Genomic DNA, 15,379 nt, shown 5'->3' with positions numbered 1-15,379 from the left:
ACTCGTGATCGGTGGTCTGGCTGGGACAGCCGTGCGCATAAGGTGCGTGCCCGCAGACAGCGCAGCCCATCGGCAGGGGCGGAGCGTCAGCGAAACAGTCGCACTCGTCGAAGCCTCCCCTCGCCGCAGGCCGCTCGAGAACCGGAGCACTAGGGTTGTTCATGGGTCAGGACTCACTTCCTGATCAAGGGACCCGTTCGGCGTGAGCGCGCCTGCGGGTCCCGCCTTTTGCGGGTGCCATGTCACCGACACGGCGGATCCATCAGAACGCCGCATGGTCGCCATCCGGTAGAGGAGGATGGAGGATGAAAGCGGATTCCCCCACGTCCGTGAGGTGATCATGAATCTGCCAACCTGGGCCAGGCGGCTGAAGACTGAGCGGCTTGAGCGGTGCTGGTCACAAAAAGACGTGGCCCGGCGCCTGACCGAAGCGGCCTATGAACACGCCGGTATGAGCTTGCCGAGCCGGGAGTCTTTGACCCGGATGCTTCGCGACTGGGAGGCGGGTCGAGCCCGGCCTCGCCCTCCCTACCCCCGGCTGCTCGCGCTGGTGTTCGGCCTTGATGAGTCTGAGCTGTTCGAAAGCCTCATCACCCCGGACAGCCCGGTGCCAGTTGACGTCAGCGTTCATGACCCGTTCGCCTTGAACGGTCGGCCTGCTGACACGGATTACGTGACGATGCTCCGGCAAACCATCCAGGCGCTCGTCGCGCTGGACGGCGCGCATGGTGGAAATGAGGTTTTCCCGCTTTCCCTGCGGGTCTTCCGAATCGCCAGCGCCAAGCTCGCTGCGGGAAACTTCACGGCCGGAATCGAGCGAGATTTGGAAGCCGCCGCCGGAGAGGCCGGAGAGGTCGCCGCCTGGATGGCGTACGACGCCGATCGCCATGATGCGTCGCGTCAGATCATCCAGGAGGCGCTAATGCTCTCCCGCCTTGCGGGAGATCGTGGCATGGAGCTGTTCGAGCTGGCCCACCTGTCGATGCTGTCCTTGTATCGGCATCGCCCGCGCGAGGCGTTGCGCATCGCCGACGACGTGCTCAACGATGGCGGCCTTCCTCCTCGTGTGGCGGCGATATTCGATGTGCGGCGTGGACGTGCGCTCGCCACCATGGGCGACAGACCGCGCGGGTTCGACGCGCTCCGGCGGGCGCGATCCGCACTAGCCGAGAGCATCAACACGCGCGATCCGTATTGGACATGGTGGATGGATGAGGCCGAGCTGGCCTGGCATGAGGGCATGGCTCACGCGGAGCTGGGCGAGTGGCGGCAGGCCGTCGCTCCGATCGCAGAGGCTTTCGTTCGGCGATCCATCCGGGGACGTTCCCGATATCAGTACGCCGCCCAGCTGCTCAATGCCCTCGTACACGCGCAGGCATGGCGAGAGGCCGAGCCGATCATCGTGGACGTGATGGAACAGGCAGGTGAGGTCGGCTCCGCGCGTACGGCTAACCTGCTGCTTCGCGTTGCCGACCGCATAGAGCATGCCGGAACGAGCACGACGTCGACACTCGCGGATTCGGCTCAGGATCTGCGTCGCATGCTGGCCTGTTCGTGAACTCCACAAACGACACCCCACCGGTTATGTGACCGACGAGAAGGCCGAGGTAATGGGAGCCCCGGTGCCGTCCTGTGCGTAGTGGTCATTTGGAAAGTAGCACCGACACCGCGTTCGACCGCATCGCATGTACGATCTGCTTCACCGAGCAGTCTCTTCGGTAACCATGGTCCATCTGTACTGAGCTTGCATCCTTTGTTTGTTGATTTACGAAGGAGAGCCCGCACCGCGCCATCTCGCGTGATCGACACCACCACTCATCCCGCCGCGGTCATCCCGTCTCGGGATGGAAGGCCAACAAGCTCTCTGCCCAGCGTGGAAAGCGTTGTAGCCACCGGCCCGCGCCGGCTCGACGACCCCTGGGACGTCGACCTTCCAACGCTGGCCTGGATCGTGGGAAGGCTGGACTCACACGTGGACCGTCGAACGATGCTCCTGCTCGCCGCCGGAATGACCGCCGAAGCCGCGGCCACCATCAGCGACCCCTGAGAGCGACTCTCCCGCGCCCAGACCGGACCCCAAGCGCTCGATGACGACACCATCGAGCGTCTCGAAGCGCGCACCATCGGCTTTCACCGCCTGGAGTACGTGCTTCCGGCCCGCGCCATCTACCAAGGGCTCACCACCCACATCAACGAACTCAGCACCCTGCTCCAAAGCGGCCCCTCCGACCGCTTCCGCCGACGTCTGGCCGCCACCGCCGGCGAAGCCGCCACCCTCGCCTCCTGGATCGCCTGGGACCTCAAACAGCCCGGACAGTCCGCCTCGTTCGAACGCGTCTCGGCCCTGGCCGCAAAAGAGAGCGGGCACCAGATCATCCAGGCGTGCACCTACGCCTACAAGTCCTACGCCGTCGAAGGCCGAGCCGCCTACGAGGCCGTACGCCAGGCCCAGCAGTTCCTCCCCGCTCAGGGAGACGACGCCACCCGTGCCTGGCTGCTCAGCCGCGAAGCCGAAGAACTCGCCGCCCTCGGCGACCGCCGCGCCATCGAGGTGATGCACCAAGCCGAAGCGGATATAGACCCGAATGCCGAAGAAGTTCAGTCCATTATGACGAGCCAAGTAAATCGAGCCTCAGACGGCGGCACCGTAGTCGTTGGAAGCGTTGGAGGAAACATTCTTCTTTGGTGCACGCGGGGAGAAAGGCCCGAATAGATTATACCGTTACCGCATTTCTCTTACCCCGGCGCATATGGATTAAAAGTAGCATTGAGATGGTTCTTCAAACCATTTGAAGTCATCAGCCGTCTGCTTAATGAAGTTCGGATAAATCAATAATTCGATGCTTTGTTCCTTCGGGTCTGACTCATTGAACGTCCTGTACGGAAAGTAGGTTGCCTCGCACGGCCATCGTAAGAGGATGATCTTCACCTAACGTTCGAATGCAATCAGTGAGGGTCTGCTGGTATAGCTCAATGGCTTTATCGAATCGCCCGACTACCTGGTAGGAGCTGGCAAGGTTGTTACGGCTTGTCAAGGTGTCAGGGTGATGTTCGCCTAATACCCGGATACGGTCATCGAGTGTCTGCTGATAGAGCTCAATGGCGGTTTCTAATTGCCCGGCCGAACGGTAAGCGTTAGCGAGATTGTTACGGCTTGCCAAGGTATCCAGGTGACGTTTACCCAGTACTCGGATGCGGTCATCGAGTGTCTGCTGATAGAGCTCGATAGCTTCGCCCAAGCGCCCAGCTGCCTCATAGGCGTAAGCGAGATTATTGCGGCTCGTCAGAGTGGCCGGATAATCTACGCCTAGTACTCGGGCGCTGTCTTTGAGTGTCTGCTGATAGAGCTCGATGGCTTCATCCAATCGCCCAGATGATCGGTAGGCATAGGCAAGATTATTGCGGCTAACCCAAGTATCGGGATGATGTTCACCTAGCACTCCGATGCTGTCATCGAGTGTTTGCTGATAGAGCTCGATGGCAGTTTGTAATCGCCCAGATGATCGGTGGGCATAGGCAAGATTATTGCGGCTAGCCCAAGTGTCGGGGTGATGTTCACCCAGTACTCGGATGCTGTCATCGAGTGTTTGCTGATAGAGCTCGATAGCCTCATCCAACCGCCCCGCTACCTGATAGGCGTAAGCGAGATTATTGCGAATTGTCAGCGTAGCAGGATCGTCTATGCCCAGCACTCGAATACTGTCGGCGAGAGTCTGCTTAAGCAGCGGAATGGCTCTAGTGAGATCACCAGCTTCTCCTAGGCAACGCCCTGCCCAGTCTTGTAATGACAGGATTACCTCGCCGAGTTTTCGTCGATTAGCCAGCAAATCTATCTGAGCGCAGGACCATAATGCGGCAGACTGCTCGACAAATGTCTCCGTGGTTGATCCGTCCAGCGATACCCGCTCCAAAGCAGGTAAATGTTCGTAAGCTAGTCGTGCCGCCTGGTCGACGATCCGTGGCAGGTTACCCGCTTTTCGGGCAGCATCTCGGATAACGCGCTGAATGAACCGGTGCATTCCCACCGTCTGGCCATCCACGCTCAACACGATCAGCGAAGCATCAGCTAGCTCTCCTAGGGCAGCATCCATTTGCGCAATTGTTACCTTTCGCGTTTGGCGCCCTAAAAGTTTGCATTGTCCTGCTACATGCAGCCATGAACGCGGCACGCCGGCCGGTGAATAAACTGCCAACAGATCAAGCACTGCCCGCTCTATCCGCGTTTTTCTCCGACTTCCCAACTGCTGGAGCGACAACGCCACTGCCCCGGCCGCCCCCCATGGATACTCCTCCCCTGGCACAGGCTGTAGATACTCCGCTACTGGGAAGTCCCGCAACCGCTCCAGATACGTTTCATACGATAATCTCTGCTGACGGATCATCCATGCGGCCTGTGCCAGCGCCAGCGGAAGCCGATCCACTTCCACCGCCAGCCGCCGCGCCCCCACCTCATCTTTATCCCGACCAGTACGTTCGCCCAAAAATGCTAAAGCTTCACTGTCTGTAAATACATCCACTGGCACCGCTACTCCCAGATTTTCGGCGCTCTGTCGGGTGGTAGAGACCACCACCTGTGCCCGACCTACCCTCGGCAGCCACGGGCGTACTAAATCGGAATTGATGAGATTGTCGAATACAATTAGGCACCGTTCCGGGTGCTCCTGCAGCCACTGGCGCACTTGTGTGGCGGTCTGTTGCGCCTCCTCCTGTTGTACTCCGATCGCTGCCCCTACCGTGTCTAATCCTGCTAGCATTTGATCAGCAGTTTCGGCGTTCACCCACGCTACTAACGCCCATCCTTGTGCAGCGCAACTTCGTGCATAGGCGGCCGCGAGCTGAGTCTTACCTACTCCCCGTGCTCCGGTTAGCGCACACACCACCGCCACTTGGCCTGAGCTCGCAGTTCGCGCCAGCTCACCCATTAGGTCTGCACGCGGCTGAAATCCTGGTGGTTGAGCAGGTACCTCTCCCACCACCATTGGACGCCCACTTCCCGCATCCCGTGAGTCGTAATCGCTAGGTTTCAGTACAATCGTGGCGGCCTGTGGTGCAGTTACATGGATCGTCCCTCGATGATCCAGAATTCGTTGTGGTGCTCGCTGCTCCCGGCTGGCCAGCCACAATCCGATCACTGCCAAGACCACGGCTGTGCCGAACCACAGTGCTTGTAACCACCACGGCCCTTCGACTCTGTTGATAGCTACACCCACCATGACCGTCACTACAGCTGGGGTCATCCATCGCATAAGCTGCCACACCCTCATGGCCTTATAGATAGCCTAAACCTGCCTTAGCATGCGCACGCAAAACACAATGCCATCCAAACCGCAATCCTTCACACCACAGCGAGCCGGACAAGGATTGGAAAGACTTCCCCTTCGGGCGCAAAGTTCCATTGAGCAGGACCGCGAGGCGCTGGTCCGGCTGATCGAGTACGACTACGATCCGTTCGAGACTGAGTTGTGTGAAAGCTCCACCGACCCGCAGAACCGGTTGGTCGACAAGGCCGAGAGGTCCTACGCCGGTCAGTACGACCGCCGCCTATGCCGGCTGCGAGAGCGTGCCAGGCACGCCGAGGTCGATGAATAGCCGTTGCGGGATATGCGCGGGATGATCTTCGGTGGTCGGGACGGGGAAAGACGCTCCCGCCCTGGTGAGAGGCCTTGTCTACGCTGGGAACGTAGCCCTCTTGAAAACCGTTAGGCCGGGTGACCGGTCTCGTGGGTTCGAATCCCACGCTCTCCGCCGAGCACCGCGAACGGCGTCTGACCAGGGACTTCCCTCGGGTCGGGCGCCGTTGATCGTTTCCAGGGGGCGCAGCCGTATGCCACCGTGAGCGGCCCTGAGTCGGTGTTCGCGGAATGTACGCGGAATGATGTTGGTCGCGTTTCCCCAGGTGGCTGCCCTCGATGCCCGGTTCGGCGAAGGCTGCCAACTCCGGAATCAGGCCCACATCGGGCACACCCTGGCGACCTTGCCATGGCCTGTACTGGCAGGCTGTGCTAAGCGGTGAAGTGCCGAACGGCGGGAGGAAGTCGGCACACTTCGCATGCCCCCCTTGATGCATCGTGAGCCACATATACGGTCATGGAATGAAGCCGGTCCGCTCGCCCTTACAGTGTCGCCGCGCTGCCGTCCACCAGGGAGCGGGTGAGAGCGAGCTGGCAGCGACGCCCATCCTGAACTGGGAGCATCCCCGAGTATTGAGGTTGGCGAGCGAAGCCCGGCGTGAGAACACCGGGACGGACCGGGACCTCCTGGTCACAGCTCACCGGCTCATCGCTGCGCGGGTGCGTCCGGTGTACGCCATGAACGACACGCAGCCGGTCTCCAGGACGCTTCTCTTGGAACGCGGATCATGCAGCCAGCGGCTGGCGATTCTGGAAGCGGTGGGGCGGGTCGGCGGGATCGCCAGCCGGGTGAGAGGACTGCTGGTGGACGGGCGTTTCTGGCATCCGCGATTTCCCCGGTTACAGGCGTTGATCCCGCATCAGATAGTGCTCGCCTGGCCGGAGTTCCTGCTCGACGACCAGTGGGTGACCGTCTCCGAACTCTACGGTGATCTGAGCACGTTGCAGGAGGGAGGCGGATTCACCAATGCCGGTGGTGAGACGCTCTTCGACGCGGTGGCCCGCACCGCCGTGGACTGGGACGGTGTGACCTGCTCGTCTTGCGATCTATCCGGCCACGTCCTGTCCGATCTGGGGTATTTCAGCTCCCGTGATGCCCTGTTTCGGACGCATGGTCAGACGTTGCGCTTGCCAGTTCGTATCATCGCGGACCTCGTCATGAGTCGCCGAGCGGCTTGAGCCCTGTCGACATCAACAGAGACACGAAGGGACCCCAGTACTGCTTGGGGTCCCTTCGTGTCTCTGCTACGCCGCCAATGCATCCTCAATCCTCCGGTTGGCGATCTCCGCGCCACCGTCGATGCACTTGGCGTAGACCTTGAGCAGCACGTCTACCCCGTGCCCCGCCCGCTCGGCCACGTCAGGGGCCGCCACCCCGGCATTGAGCCACAGGGACACCGCCGCGTGCCGCAGGTCGTACGGCCGGGCAGCCAGGGGTGAGACCTGCTGTTCGGGAGCCAGGGCGAAGGCCCGCGCCGCCTTCCACACCTCGCAGTAGGTCCCGATGGAGATCACGCCACCGCGAGAGCTACGGAACAGCCAGCCGTCCTCGTGGACGCCGAACTCCTCGATGTGCCCGCGCAGGACGGCCACCAGCTCAGGCGGGATCGGCACGGGACGGCCCTCGTTCTCGGCCCGGTGCTTCAGGCCCCGATCGTCGTGCGCCTCACCGCTGGTGGCACGACCTCTGACCGGGGTCAGCGGGCTTCGAGCTCGCCGTGCGCCTCGATCGAGAGGTCCTGCCAGTCGGCCCAGGTCTTGAGCCGGTCGGCGTAGGCCTGCTGGATCAGTGGGTAGAAGCCCTTGCCGAACAGCATCCGCACCGGCGGGTTGGCGGAGTCGACGAGCTTCAGAAGTGCCTGCGCTGCGGCGGACGGGTCTCCTGCGGGCATCTTCCCTGCGATCGCGCCGAGGCGCCGGCGGAGACCGTCGTAGGCCGGGTCGGTCTTGGCCATGTGGCCGTTGGCGAGCGGGTCGGGGTTGTTGCCGTCCCGGGTGGCGAAGCCGCCGGGCTCGATGATGGTCACCTTGACGCCGAACTCGGCGACCTCGCCGGCGAGCGCCTCGTTCAGGCCCTCCAGGGCCCACTTGGAGGCGTGGTAGGCGCCGCCGAGCGGCATGGCGATGACCCCGGCCGCCGAGGACAGCTGGATGATGTGCCCCGAGCGCTGCTCGCGCAGGTACGGCAGCGCGGCCTGGACCACCCACACCGCGCCGAACAGGTTGGTCTCGAGCTGGTCGCGCAGTTCCTGCTCGGTCAGCTCCTCGACCGCGCCGATCTGGGCGTAGCCGGCGTTGTTCACGATGACGTCGAGCCGGCCGAAGTGCTCCTTGGCGCGCTTCACGCTCTCGAAGACGGCGGCCCTGTCGGTCACATCCATCTCCAGCAGGAGCACCGCGTCGCCATAGGTGTCGACCAGTTCCTTCAGGCTTGCGGTGCTTCGGGCGGTGGCGGCGACCTTGTCACCGCGTGACAGGGCGGCCTCCACGAAGTTGCGGCCCAGGCCGCGGGACGAGCCGGTGACGAACCAGACCTTCTGCATGGTGTGCTCCTTGTTGCCGGTTTCAGCTGTTACCCCCCCTGGACGAGACAGCCCGGCACGGATGTGAGCTCGGCCGAGTGTGACCTGCGACACCTTGTCGTTTTTGTCTGGCCATGGTGATACCAATGGTCGGCGTGACCCGCACCGAGGAGTTCCAGGAGCTACGGCCGCTGCTGTTCGCGATCGCCTACCGAATCCTGGGCAGTGTTAGCGAGGCCGAGGACGCCGTCCAGGAGGCCTGGCTGCGCTACGAGGGCTCCGCGACCCAGCCCGAGTCGCCCAAGGCCTTCCTGTCGGCCACGGTGACCCGGATCTCGATCGACGTGCTGCGCTCGGCCCGTGTCCGGCGCGAGGCCTACGTCGGGCCGTGGTTCCCCGAACCGCTGCTGACTGACCTCTACCAGGACCCGGAGCGGTCGGCGGAGCTGGCCGACTCGGTGTCGATGGCGGCGCTGATCCTGCTGGAGCGGCTCAGCCCGCTCGAGCGTGCGGTCTTCGTGCTGCGCGAGGTGTTCGCCTTCAGCTACCGGGAGATCGCCTCCGCCGTGGAGCGGTCGGAGGCGGCCTGCCGCCAGCTCGCGGTGCAGGCACGCCGCCACATGGACGCGGGCCGACCCCGCTTCGAGGCGGATCGCCGGTCGCGCGACCAGCTTGCCGGGCGATTCTTCGACGCGCTCAGGGAGGGGGACGTCGAAGGGCTGCAGGAACTGCTGGCCGCCGACGTCCAGCTGGTCAACGACGGCGCCGGCAAGATCGGGAGTACGCTCTCCGTCTTCGGCGTCGCGAAGGTCACCCGGGTGCTGTCCGTCACCATCCCACCGTTCGCCCAGATCGGCGCGGTGCTGGAGGCGCACGAGGTGAACGGCGAGCCGGGCGCGATCATCCGCGACCGCGATGGCCGGATCTTCAACGTCTGGACGCTCGACATCCTGGACGGGCGCATCCAGACCATCCGCTCGATCGTCAATCCCGACAAGCTCGGGCACCTCGGCCCCGTCGCCGACGCCCACGCGGTCATCCGCGAGAAGAAGCAGACTCGCCGTGGGGAGCAGACACCATGACCCGGCGCGTCTCGGAGACCGCACGCATGGTTCCGCGCAGGGTACCGGTCGCCTTGAAGCGCCCTTTCCTGGGCAGGTGGTCGACCTTGGTCTCGACGATGCGCCAGCCGCCGGCGGCACCGTCTCCAGCGGGTAACCGAAGCGGCGGTCGGCCGGGCGGAGGTCCAGCAAGGCGGTAGGGCGGGCGGCGCGACCGGTTCGGCCATCACCGCCTGTGCCCCACCCTCCGGCACCGCCCCTTCGGCGTCGGTCAGATCCGACGGATCCGACGGCTTGCGACCATGGCACCCGCACCCCGGCGAGGGACAACCACTGGAGCCCACGCGCGCCGACGTGCGAGCAGACAACCACGGGCTCCTGGTCGCCGAGTCGCGCAGGCAACACCTCAGCTATCAGGAGCCCACTGCTTCCGCAGGCGAACCACTCGGCAGCGGCACTTACCAGGTCACCCTTGGCCGCGGCCTCACCAACCGCCAAACCCTGAAGCCTGATGACACACCGCCGCTGTCCGCGCTACCGGGGGGAAGCTCAGGGCGTATGTACGCCAGAAGGTGTCAGCACCTCTACAGGGGTGGTGCTGGGGCGCATGGCCGCCCGTGAAGCGGTGGTCGATCTGACAGAGTGCATGGAATGAATCCAAACTTGTACCTGAATGTTCCGGCGGACTTCGACGACTCCGATGCCGACAGCCAAGTCCATCCGGTCGCCCGATTGCTGTTCCCGGCGCGAACCAACGCGGAAGCCTTCGGCCTGGCCCAGGAGTGGTTGAGTGTCCACCAGAACGTGTTCCTGGTGGACGTGTCATGGGATTACGCGAGCGACGAACCGAACCCCATCACCTTGACCATCTACTTCACCTTCGAGATCGAAGACGAAGACGAAGACGACTGAGCCACGCCCGCCTGAGCCGTCGGTGTCAATCACTCCGACCATCGCGAGGAGTGGCGGCCGTAGCCCGCTGGAAGAGAGCGGGTATGACCACCAGTCGCACCGGGCTTTCGCGGACCTGCCCCAGGCGATCGTTCAGCAAGCGATGATGGCGCCCAGTTCCCTCTGAATGCCCTCCGGTTCTGCCCTCACCTCACCGAGTCCTCTCCGCAACCTGAACCGCGCCGGGTTTTGTGGAGACCGATGTACACCGGCGCGGTTCAGGCAGGCTCACGCGCGGCCCGCGTGGTGAACGCGTCCGAACGCCTTCGGAGCCCGCCCAGAGACCTACGGATCTCAATGTCAGGCTGAGTCTTACCTCCGCAGCGAGCCGGCCGCCGAATGAGAGAGCGGCCGGTGGCCGGCCTCGAATCAGCCGGGGCTCGATCGGCCGTGCCGCCAGTACCCGAAGAACGCGATGTCCGATTTCGGCACGCCGCGGTCGTTCACCAAATGGCGGCGCAGGCCGGTGGCGAGCCTGGTTTCTCCGGCGACCCAGGTGTAGAACCGGCCCGGCCGCAGGGGCGACCGCCTGACCGTCTCCAGAGCCAGCGTTCCGGGCAGGCCGCCCGCGCCGTCGCGAGGCAGCCAGTGCACGCGCATCCCTTCGGGGACGGCGATGGCGGGCCGGATGTCCGCCGACTCCGGTACCTCCAGGAACACCTCTCCGGCCAGTGACGCGGGGGCGTCCTCCAGGATGGCCAGGATCGCGGGCACGGCGCTCTCGTCGCCCACCAGCAACTGCCAGGACGCCTCGGCGGGCGGCAGGTAGGTCAGCCCCATGTCGAAGATGCCGGCCGGGTCGCCGGGCCGGGCACGCCGGGCCCAGGAGGAGGCCGGGGTGTCGCCGTGCAGCACGAACTCGATGTCCACCTCGCCGAGCTCCGGCCGGGTGCGCCGGATCGTGAAGTTGCGCACCCAGGGGCGGCGCGACTTCGGCAGCAGGAGCAGCTCCGCCATCCACGCCTCGTTGGAGAAGCTCGGCATGCGCAGCGTGTCCTGGCCGTCGCGGGGGAAGAACAGGCGTACGGTCTGGTCGCGGCCCGTGGGTGTCAGATGTTCGAGCTCCGGGCCGCCGAGGGTGATGGTCGCGAAGCCGGGGGAGAGCCTGGTGTTCGCGAGCACCTCCAGTGTGATCATCTTCCGTGTCTCGGGCGTGCGCACCTTGGGGAGCAATGTCGTCGTCACTTCCGTTCTCAGAGGTCCACGATGAGGCGGGGCGAACGCGCCCGCGACACGCAGGCGTACATGCGGCCCGCCGGGGCGCCGATGTCGTCGCGGTGCTCGGGCTCCCCGTCGATGACGGTGAGCTCGCAGCTTCCGCACATGCCTTCGCGGCAACCGGAGGGCACGGGGTGCCCGGCGTACGTCAGGGCGTCCGGCATCGACTCCTCCGGGGAGACGTGAACCGTCTGGCCCGACCGGGCGCACACCACCTCGAAGGCGGTGCTGGGCGGTAACGTCCTGGCCGTCGGGCGGAAACGCTCGACGTGCAGGCGTCCGGCGGGGAAGGCGGCCTCGGCCGCGGCGAGCATCGGCGCGGGGCCGTAGCAGTACACCAGCGCGCGGGGGCTCAACCCGGCCGCCAGAGCCGCGAGGTCGGGCATGCCCTGTTCGTCCTCGGCGAGGACGGATACCCGGTCGCCGTAGGAGGAGCGCAGGTCGTCGGTGAACGGCATGGTCGCGGCCGACCTCCCGGCGTACACCAGCCTCGCCGTGGCCCCCGACCGGGTGGCGGCCCGCAGCATCGACAGGATGGGGGTGATGCCGATCCCGCCGGCGAGGAAGAGATACTCCGGCGCGGCCGGCAGCGGGAAGTCGTTGCGCGGCGAGGAGACCTCCAGGGTCCGGCCCCGGCGCAGGAACAGGTGGACGTACTCCGAGCCTCCCCGGCTCAGCGGCTCGTGGCGTACCGAGATGCGGTAACGCTCCCGGTCGGCGGGGTCCCCGCACAGTGAGTACTGCCGGGTCAGCCGGTTCGGCAGCGCCAGATCGACGTGCGCGCCCGGCTCCCATGGCGCCAGCGGGCCGGCGGCGCCCCGCAGGACGAGGGAGAGGACGCCGTCGGCGACCCGGTCCACGCGGTCGAGGATCGTCGGTTGCATCGGAAGATCACCTTGGGACCGGTCAGTACAGTTCGCGGTAGCCGGTTTCGAGCTCGCGGTCGATGAGCTCCGGGTCGAGGTCGAGCCCGAGCCGGCCGACGGCGATCTCACCCGCCGACGGGATCTCCGCGGCGAGGGCCTGGCTCGCGGGATCCCACAGCCGCGAGCGGATGAGCGCTCGGCCGCAGTGCAGATAGACCTCGGCCACCTCGACGACGAGCGCCAGCGCCGGTCGCCTGGCCTCGGTCTGCATCCGTACGAGCACATCGGGTTCGTCCGTGGGATAGGCGCGACCGTCGACCCGCAGCGTCTCGCGCACTCCGGGGACGAGGAACAGCAGCCCTGCCCGTCGTTCTCCGCGAGGTTGCGGAAGGAGTCGGCGAGCCTGTTGCCGGGCCGGTCGGGAATCGCGAGCGTGCGGTCGTCGAGGACCTTCACGAACCCCGGGTAGTCGCCACGGGGCGGGCAGCCGGCGCGTCCCGCCGCATCCGCCGTGGCCATCGTCAGGAGGGGGGAGTGGGCGATGAAGCGGCGGGAGTGCTGGTCGACGCGGTCGAAAATCTTGGCCTTGGTCATGGGCTCGGGCTCCCCGAGCCGGGCGAGCACCTCGTCCGGCGGCACCCGCCGGGGCCGCGTGAGGGCATGCGTCATCAAGGACTCCTTCTCCAGGGTGGCCTCCGGGATGGCGCGAAGGCGGAACGTCGTTCGCGATCAAGCGCGCCCGCAGTCGACATTCGCCGCGTCGACGCAGGTCATGACATAATTATGAGCAATTATTCAGTTCGTGCGCTACTCGCTTTCGCGTCGGCGTTCAGGGGGTGTCATGACGTCGGACAAGCGCCGGCTCCAACCACGTAAACAGCCACGCCAGGTACGGGCCGAGCTCACCCGGCAGCGCATCCTCACGGCCGCTGCTCACGTTTTCGCCGAACACGGCTACGCCGCCGGCACCACCAACCGGATCGCCGAGCGGGCGCGGATCTCGATCGGCTCGCTGTACCAGTACTATCCGAACAAGGACGCGATCCTCGTCGAGCTGCTGGCCCGGCACCTCGACGCCGGCATGGCAGCCCTCGCGCGCCGGGAGGAGAAGGGGCTGCCCGACTCGCTGGAGGAGATCGTCCGCCTCTACGTACGGACCGCGATCGAGAACCACCTCGACGACCCTCAGCTCCTGCGCGTCATGATCGAACAGACGCCCCGCTCCCAGGCACTGCTGGAAAAGGTCTCCCGGTACGAGCAGGAGCGCGTCGCCGACATGCGAGAGCTGTTCGAGCGCCACCCGGAGGTCCGCGTCGGCGACATCGAGACCGCCGCCCGGCTCGTCGTCTCCACCGTCGAGCTGGGCGTGCACCGGCTCATCGCCGCGCCCGACTCCATCGACATCCCCCGGTTCGAGAACGAACTGGTGGCGATGCTCACCCGCTACCTCACGGCCGCCCCGGCCGAACACCCCCCGGCCGAACACCCCCCGGCCGAACACCCCCCGGCCGCCACTCGACGGGTGCCGGAGTAGCGAGAAGGTCGTCGGTCAGTCAGAGATACACCAGGCGACATCTGCGCCGAGACAGCGGTATGTCGCCGACTCAGGCCACCGCATCATCGCGGTCAGCTGCGCCGGACTCGGGCTCGACCACTCCACGCCGTGCCCCAGGCACTGCGACAGGTACGAAGCGATCCGGCCGGCGTAGGTCTTCTCGGTATCGAACGCCCGGCCTGCCGCCGTCGCCGAACGGATCCGGAGAAGTCGTCGAAGGCCGGGAACAGCCGTGGAGCCCCGGTGGAAGAGCTCTCACCACAAGACGCTCAACCGCCGGAAGGTTCCACGTGATCGCTCGTCGTGCCGCGCTCGACGTCTCCCGCGTACCGGTTCACCACACCGCCGGTTGTCGCGGGCGGAGTGCCGACGGCGCGGCACGCCCGCCGGCAGCCGGGCCTTGACCCGTTCCGAAAGGCGATCATGGTGCCGCCCTGGTTCCGCCGAGGCCGTGGCGACACCCGGCCGGCTCGGAGGGATCGCCCGGCTCGCTTCCGGCGTCGCCGGAGGCGCGGTGGTGGTTTCAGCGGCGGCCGTTTCGTGGTGGCCGTTTCAGTGGTGGTCATCTCATCGGTCTCGGACCTGGCCCGTTCGGCGGCGGGAACGTGTCACTGGCTGGTGAAGCGGGTGGGGCGCACGACGAGGACCACCCTGCGCTCGGCGTCGCCGACCGGTGGTTCGTACTCCAGCCCGTAGCGCCTGGCCAGCACGTCGAAGAAGGCGCCCTCGGGATCGGGGTCGATCCGCTCGACGGTGCCGCGGACCTCCAGGTAGCGGTACGGCCGCTCCGGGTCGTTGACGGAGACGGCCACGTGGGGGCGGGCGCTCGCGTTGCGTCCCTTCTGACGGTCCGTCGTGGTGGTGAGGCGCAGGAACTCGCCGTCCCAGACGGTCCACACCGGCGTCACCTGCGGGGTGCCGTCGGGCATCAGGGTCGCCAGGTGCGCGTACAAGGGGCGGGTCAGCAGGTCGAGATGGCTCTCCGGGATCACGGTCATGGCGGCACGGTATCAAAGCTTTGATATCCATAAGAAGCTTTCCGTATGGGACGGCTTGTAAGCTCCGCTCATGGACATGCCCGCGCAGGAGCGGCTCGGCCTGCCCGTGAAACGCGCCGAGCAGCGGCTCATGGCGGCCAAGCACGCGGCGGTGCGGACCGCGGGGCTGACCGTGCCGCAGTACGCCGCCCTGCTCGTGCTGGCCGACAACCCGGGCATCTCCGCGGCCGCCCTGGCCAGGGAGTGCCTCGTCACCCCGCAGGCGATGACGGTCGTGCTGAGGAACCTGCTGGCGAGCGGCCTGATCGAACGCGCCCCGCACCAGTGGCACCGCACGATGCTGGAGACCCATCTCACCGACGCGGGCCGTGAGGCGCTGCGCACCGCGGACGCGGCGGCCGTGGTCATCGAGCGCAGGATCGCCGACGCCTTCACCGCCGAGGAGCGTGACACGCTCCGGGACCTGCTCGTCCGTTTCACCGAGGCGATCTAGGCATCCCGGACGCCGCCGGCCCTCTGCCCGCTCCTCACCGGAGCGTTCTTCTCGCCTTATACGTAAAGATGAAATATCCAACTAA

The 15,379-nt window shown here is 65.7% G+C and carries 16 protein-coding genes and 2 pseudogenes; 9 read left to right on the top strand and 9 right to left on the bottom strand.

Translation table 11 applies throughout. The features are described 5' to 3' along the window. The first annotated feature begins 340 nt into the window (after positions 1–340). From ACFFRH_RS14545 to ACFFRH_RS14535, 3 genes are all read left to right on the top strand, one after another. Positions 341–1,558, top strand: a complete 1,218-nt coding sequence (locus ACFFRH_RS14545; protein WP_344748527.1) for a helix-turn-helix domain-containing protein — start codon at positions 341–343, stop codon at positions 1,556–1,558. Between the two features lie 315 nt (positions 1,559–1,873). Continuing rightward, positions 1,874–2,047 (top strand): hypothetical protein, encoded by a 174-nt coding sequence (locus ACFFRH_RS14540; protein WP_344748526.1) that lies wholly within the window; start codon positions 1,874–1,876, stop codon positions 2,045–2,047. Positions 2,048–2,146: 99 nt separating this feature from the next. Beyond that, entirely contained in the window at positions 2,147–2,713 is a 567-nt protein-coding gene (locus ACFFRH_RS14535; RefSeq protein WP_344748525.1) for a hypothetical protein, read from the top strand. Positions 2,714–2,864: 151 nt separating this feature from the next. On the opposite strand, the gene ACFFRH_RS14530 is transcribed toward ACFFRH_RS14535, so the two are convergent. Together ACFFRH_RS14530 and ACFFRH_RS44810 are read right to left on the bottom strand one after the other, a co-directional pair. Then, positions 2,865–4,523, bottom strand: a complete 1,659-nt coding sequence (locus tag ACFFRH_RS14530) for a tetratricopeptide repeat protein (RefSeq protein ID WP_486389156.1) — start codon at positions 4,521–4,523, stop codon at positions 2,865–2,867. Between the two features lie 33 nt (positions 4,524–4,556). Then, positions 4,557–4,922: pseudogene (locus ACFFRH_RS44810) on the bottom strand (NB-ARC domain-containing protein); the annotation flags it as partial. 373 nt (positions 4,923–5,295) lie between these two features. On the opposite strand from ACFFRH_RS44810, the gene ACFFRH_RS14525 reads away from it, so the two are divergent. Both ACFFRH_RS14525 and ACFFRH_RS14520 read left to right on the top strand, forming a co-directional pair. Beyond that, positions 5,296–5,589 carry a hypothetical protein gene (locus ACFFRH_RS14525; protein ID WP_344748524.1) on the top strand — a complete coding sequence of 98 codons (294 nt, stop codon included), beginning with the start codon at positions 5,296–5,298 and terminating at the stop codon, positions 5,587–5,589. Between the two features lie 719 nt (positions 5,590–6,308). After that, a complete protein-coding gene (locus ACFFRH_RS14520) occupies positions 6,309–6,809 on the top strand; it encodes a hypothetical protein (RefSeq protein WP_344748523.1) in 501 nt (166 codons plus the stop codon). Between the two features lie 66 nt (positions 6,810–6,875). Here ACFFRH_RS14520 and ACFFRH_RS14515 read toward each other — a convergent pair whose 3' ends face one another. After that, positions 6,876–7,244 carry a site-specific integrase gene (locus tag ACFFRH_RS14515; protein WP_344748522.1) on the bottom strand — a complete coding sequence of 123 codons (369 nt, stop codon included), beginning with the start codon at positions 7,242–7,244 and terminating at the stop codon, positions 6,876–6,878. 83 nt (positions 7,245–7,327) lie between these two features. After that, the gene (locus ACFFRH_RS14510; RefSeq protein WP_344748521.1) at positions 7,328–8,173 is read right to left on the bottom strand and encodes an SDR family NAD(P)-dependent oxidoreductase; all 846 of its coding nucleotides are present in this window, start codon (positions 8,171–8,173) and stop codon (positions 7,328–7,330) included. Between the two features lie 134 nt (positions 8,174–8,307). On the opposite strand from ACFFRH_RS14510, the gene ACFFRH_RS14505 reads away from it, so the two are divergent. Both ACFFRH_RS14505 and ACFFRH_RS14500 read left to right on the top strand, forming a co-directional pair. Then, positions 8,308–9,234: an RNA polymerase sigma-70 factor gene (locus ACFFRH_RS14505; RefSeq protein ID WP_344748571.1), complete on the top strand. Its 927-nt coding sequence runs from the start codon at positions 8,308–8,310 to the stop codon at positions 9,232–9,234. Between the two features lie 630 nt (positions 9,235–9,864). Beyond that, on the top strand, positions 9,865–10,125 hold the full coding sequence (locus ACFFRH_RS14500; RefSeq protein ID WP_386156902.1) for a hypothetical protein: 261 nt from the start codon (positions 9,865–9,867) through the stop codon (positions 10,123–10,125). A 408-nt stretch (positions 10,126–10,533) separates the two neighbouring features. On the opposite strand, the gene ACFFRH_RS14495 is transcribed toward ACFFRH_RS14500, so the two are convergent. From ACFFRH_RS14495 to ACFFRH_RS14480, 4 genes and pseudogenes are all read right to left on the bottom strand, one after another. Next, the gene (locus ACFFRH_RS14495) at positions 10,534–11,301 is read right to left on the bottom strand and encodes a siderophore-interacting protein (RefSeq protein WP_386157325.1); all 768 of its coding nucleotides are present in this window, start codon (positions 11,299–11,301) and stop codon (positions 10,534–10,536) included. Positions 11,302–11,357: 56 nt separating this feature from the next. After that, positions 11,358–12,377, bottom strand: a complete 1,020-nt coding sequence (locus tag ACFFRH_RS14490; protein WP_512701129.1) for a PDR/VanB family oxidoreductase — start codon at positions 12,375–12,377, stop codon at positions 11,358–11,360. Beyond that, positions 12,289–12,585, bottom strand: coding sequence for a PNPOx family protein (locus tag ACFFRH_RS14485; protein WP_344748517.1), 297 nt, complete (start codon positions 12,583–12,585; stop codon positions 12,289–12,291). Before ACFFRH_RS14485 ends, ACFFRH_RS14490 begins: the two co-directional genes overlap by 89 nt. 41 nt (positions 12,586–12,626) lie before the next feature. Further along, a pseudogene (locus ACFFRH_RS14480) lies at positions 12,627–12,842 on the bottom strand (pyridoxamine 5'-phosphate oxidase family protein); the annotation flags it as partial. Between the two features lie 247 nt (positions 12,843–13,089). Here ACFFRH_RS14480 and ACFFRH_RS14475 point away from each other — a divergent pair. Then, positions 13,090–13,782, top strand: coding sequence for a TetR/AcrR family transcriptional regulator (locus ACFFRH_RS14475; RefSeq protein WP_344748516.1), 693 nt, complete (start codon positions 13,090–13,092; stop codon positions 13,780–13,782). A gap of 629 nt (positions 13,783–14,411) precedes the next feature. On the opposite strand, the gene ACFFRH_RS14470 is transcribed toward ACFFRH_RS14475, so the two are convergent. Then, positions 14,412–14,801: a PPOX class F420-dependent oxidoreductase gene (locus tag ACFFRH_RS14470; RefSeq protein WP_386156899.1), complete on the bottom strand. Its 390-nt coding sequence runs from the start codon at positions 14,799–14,801 to the stop codon at positions 14,412–14,414. 70 nt (positions 14,802–14,871) lie between these two features. Between ACFFRH_RS14470 and ACFFRH_RS14465 the strand changes: the two genes are divergently transcribed. Continuing rightward, positions 14,872–15,294 carry a MarR family winged helix-turn-helix transcriptional regulator gene (locus ACFFRH_RS14465; protein ID WP_344748515.1) on the top strand — a complete coding sequence of 141 codons (423 nt, stop codon included), beginning with the start codon at positions 14,872–14,874 and terminating at the stop codon, positions 15,292–15,294. Positions 15,295–15,379: the final 85 nt, after the last annotated feature.

It is taken from the genome of Streptosporangium vulgare, assembly GCF_042428775.1.
Classification (GTDB): Bacteria; Actinomycetota; Actinomycetes; order Streptosporangiales; family Streptosporangiaceae; genus Streptosporangium; species Streptosporangium vulgare.
The sequence above is the reverse complement of the archived record's forward strand: the minus strand, read 5'-3'. Positions and strand labels throughout refer to the sequence as shown.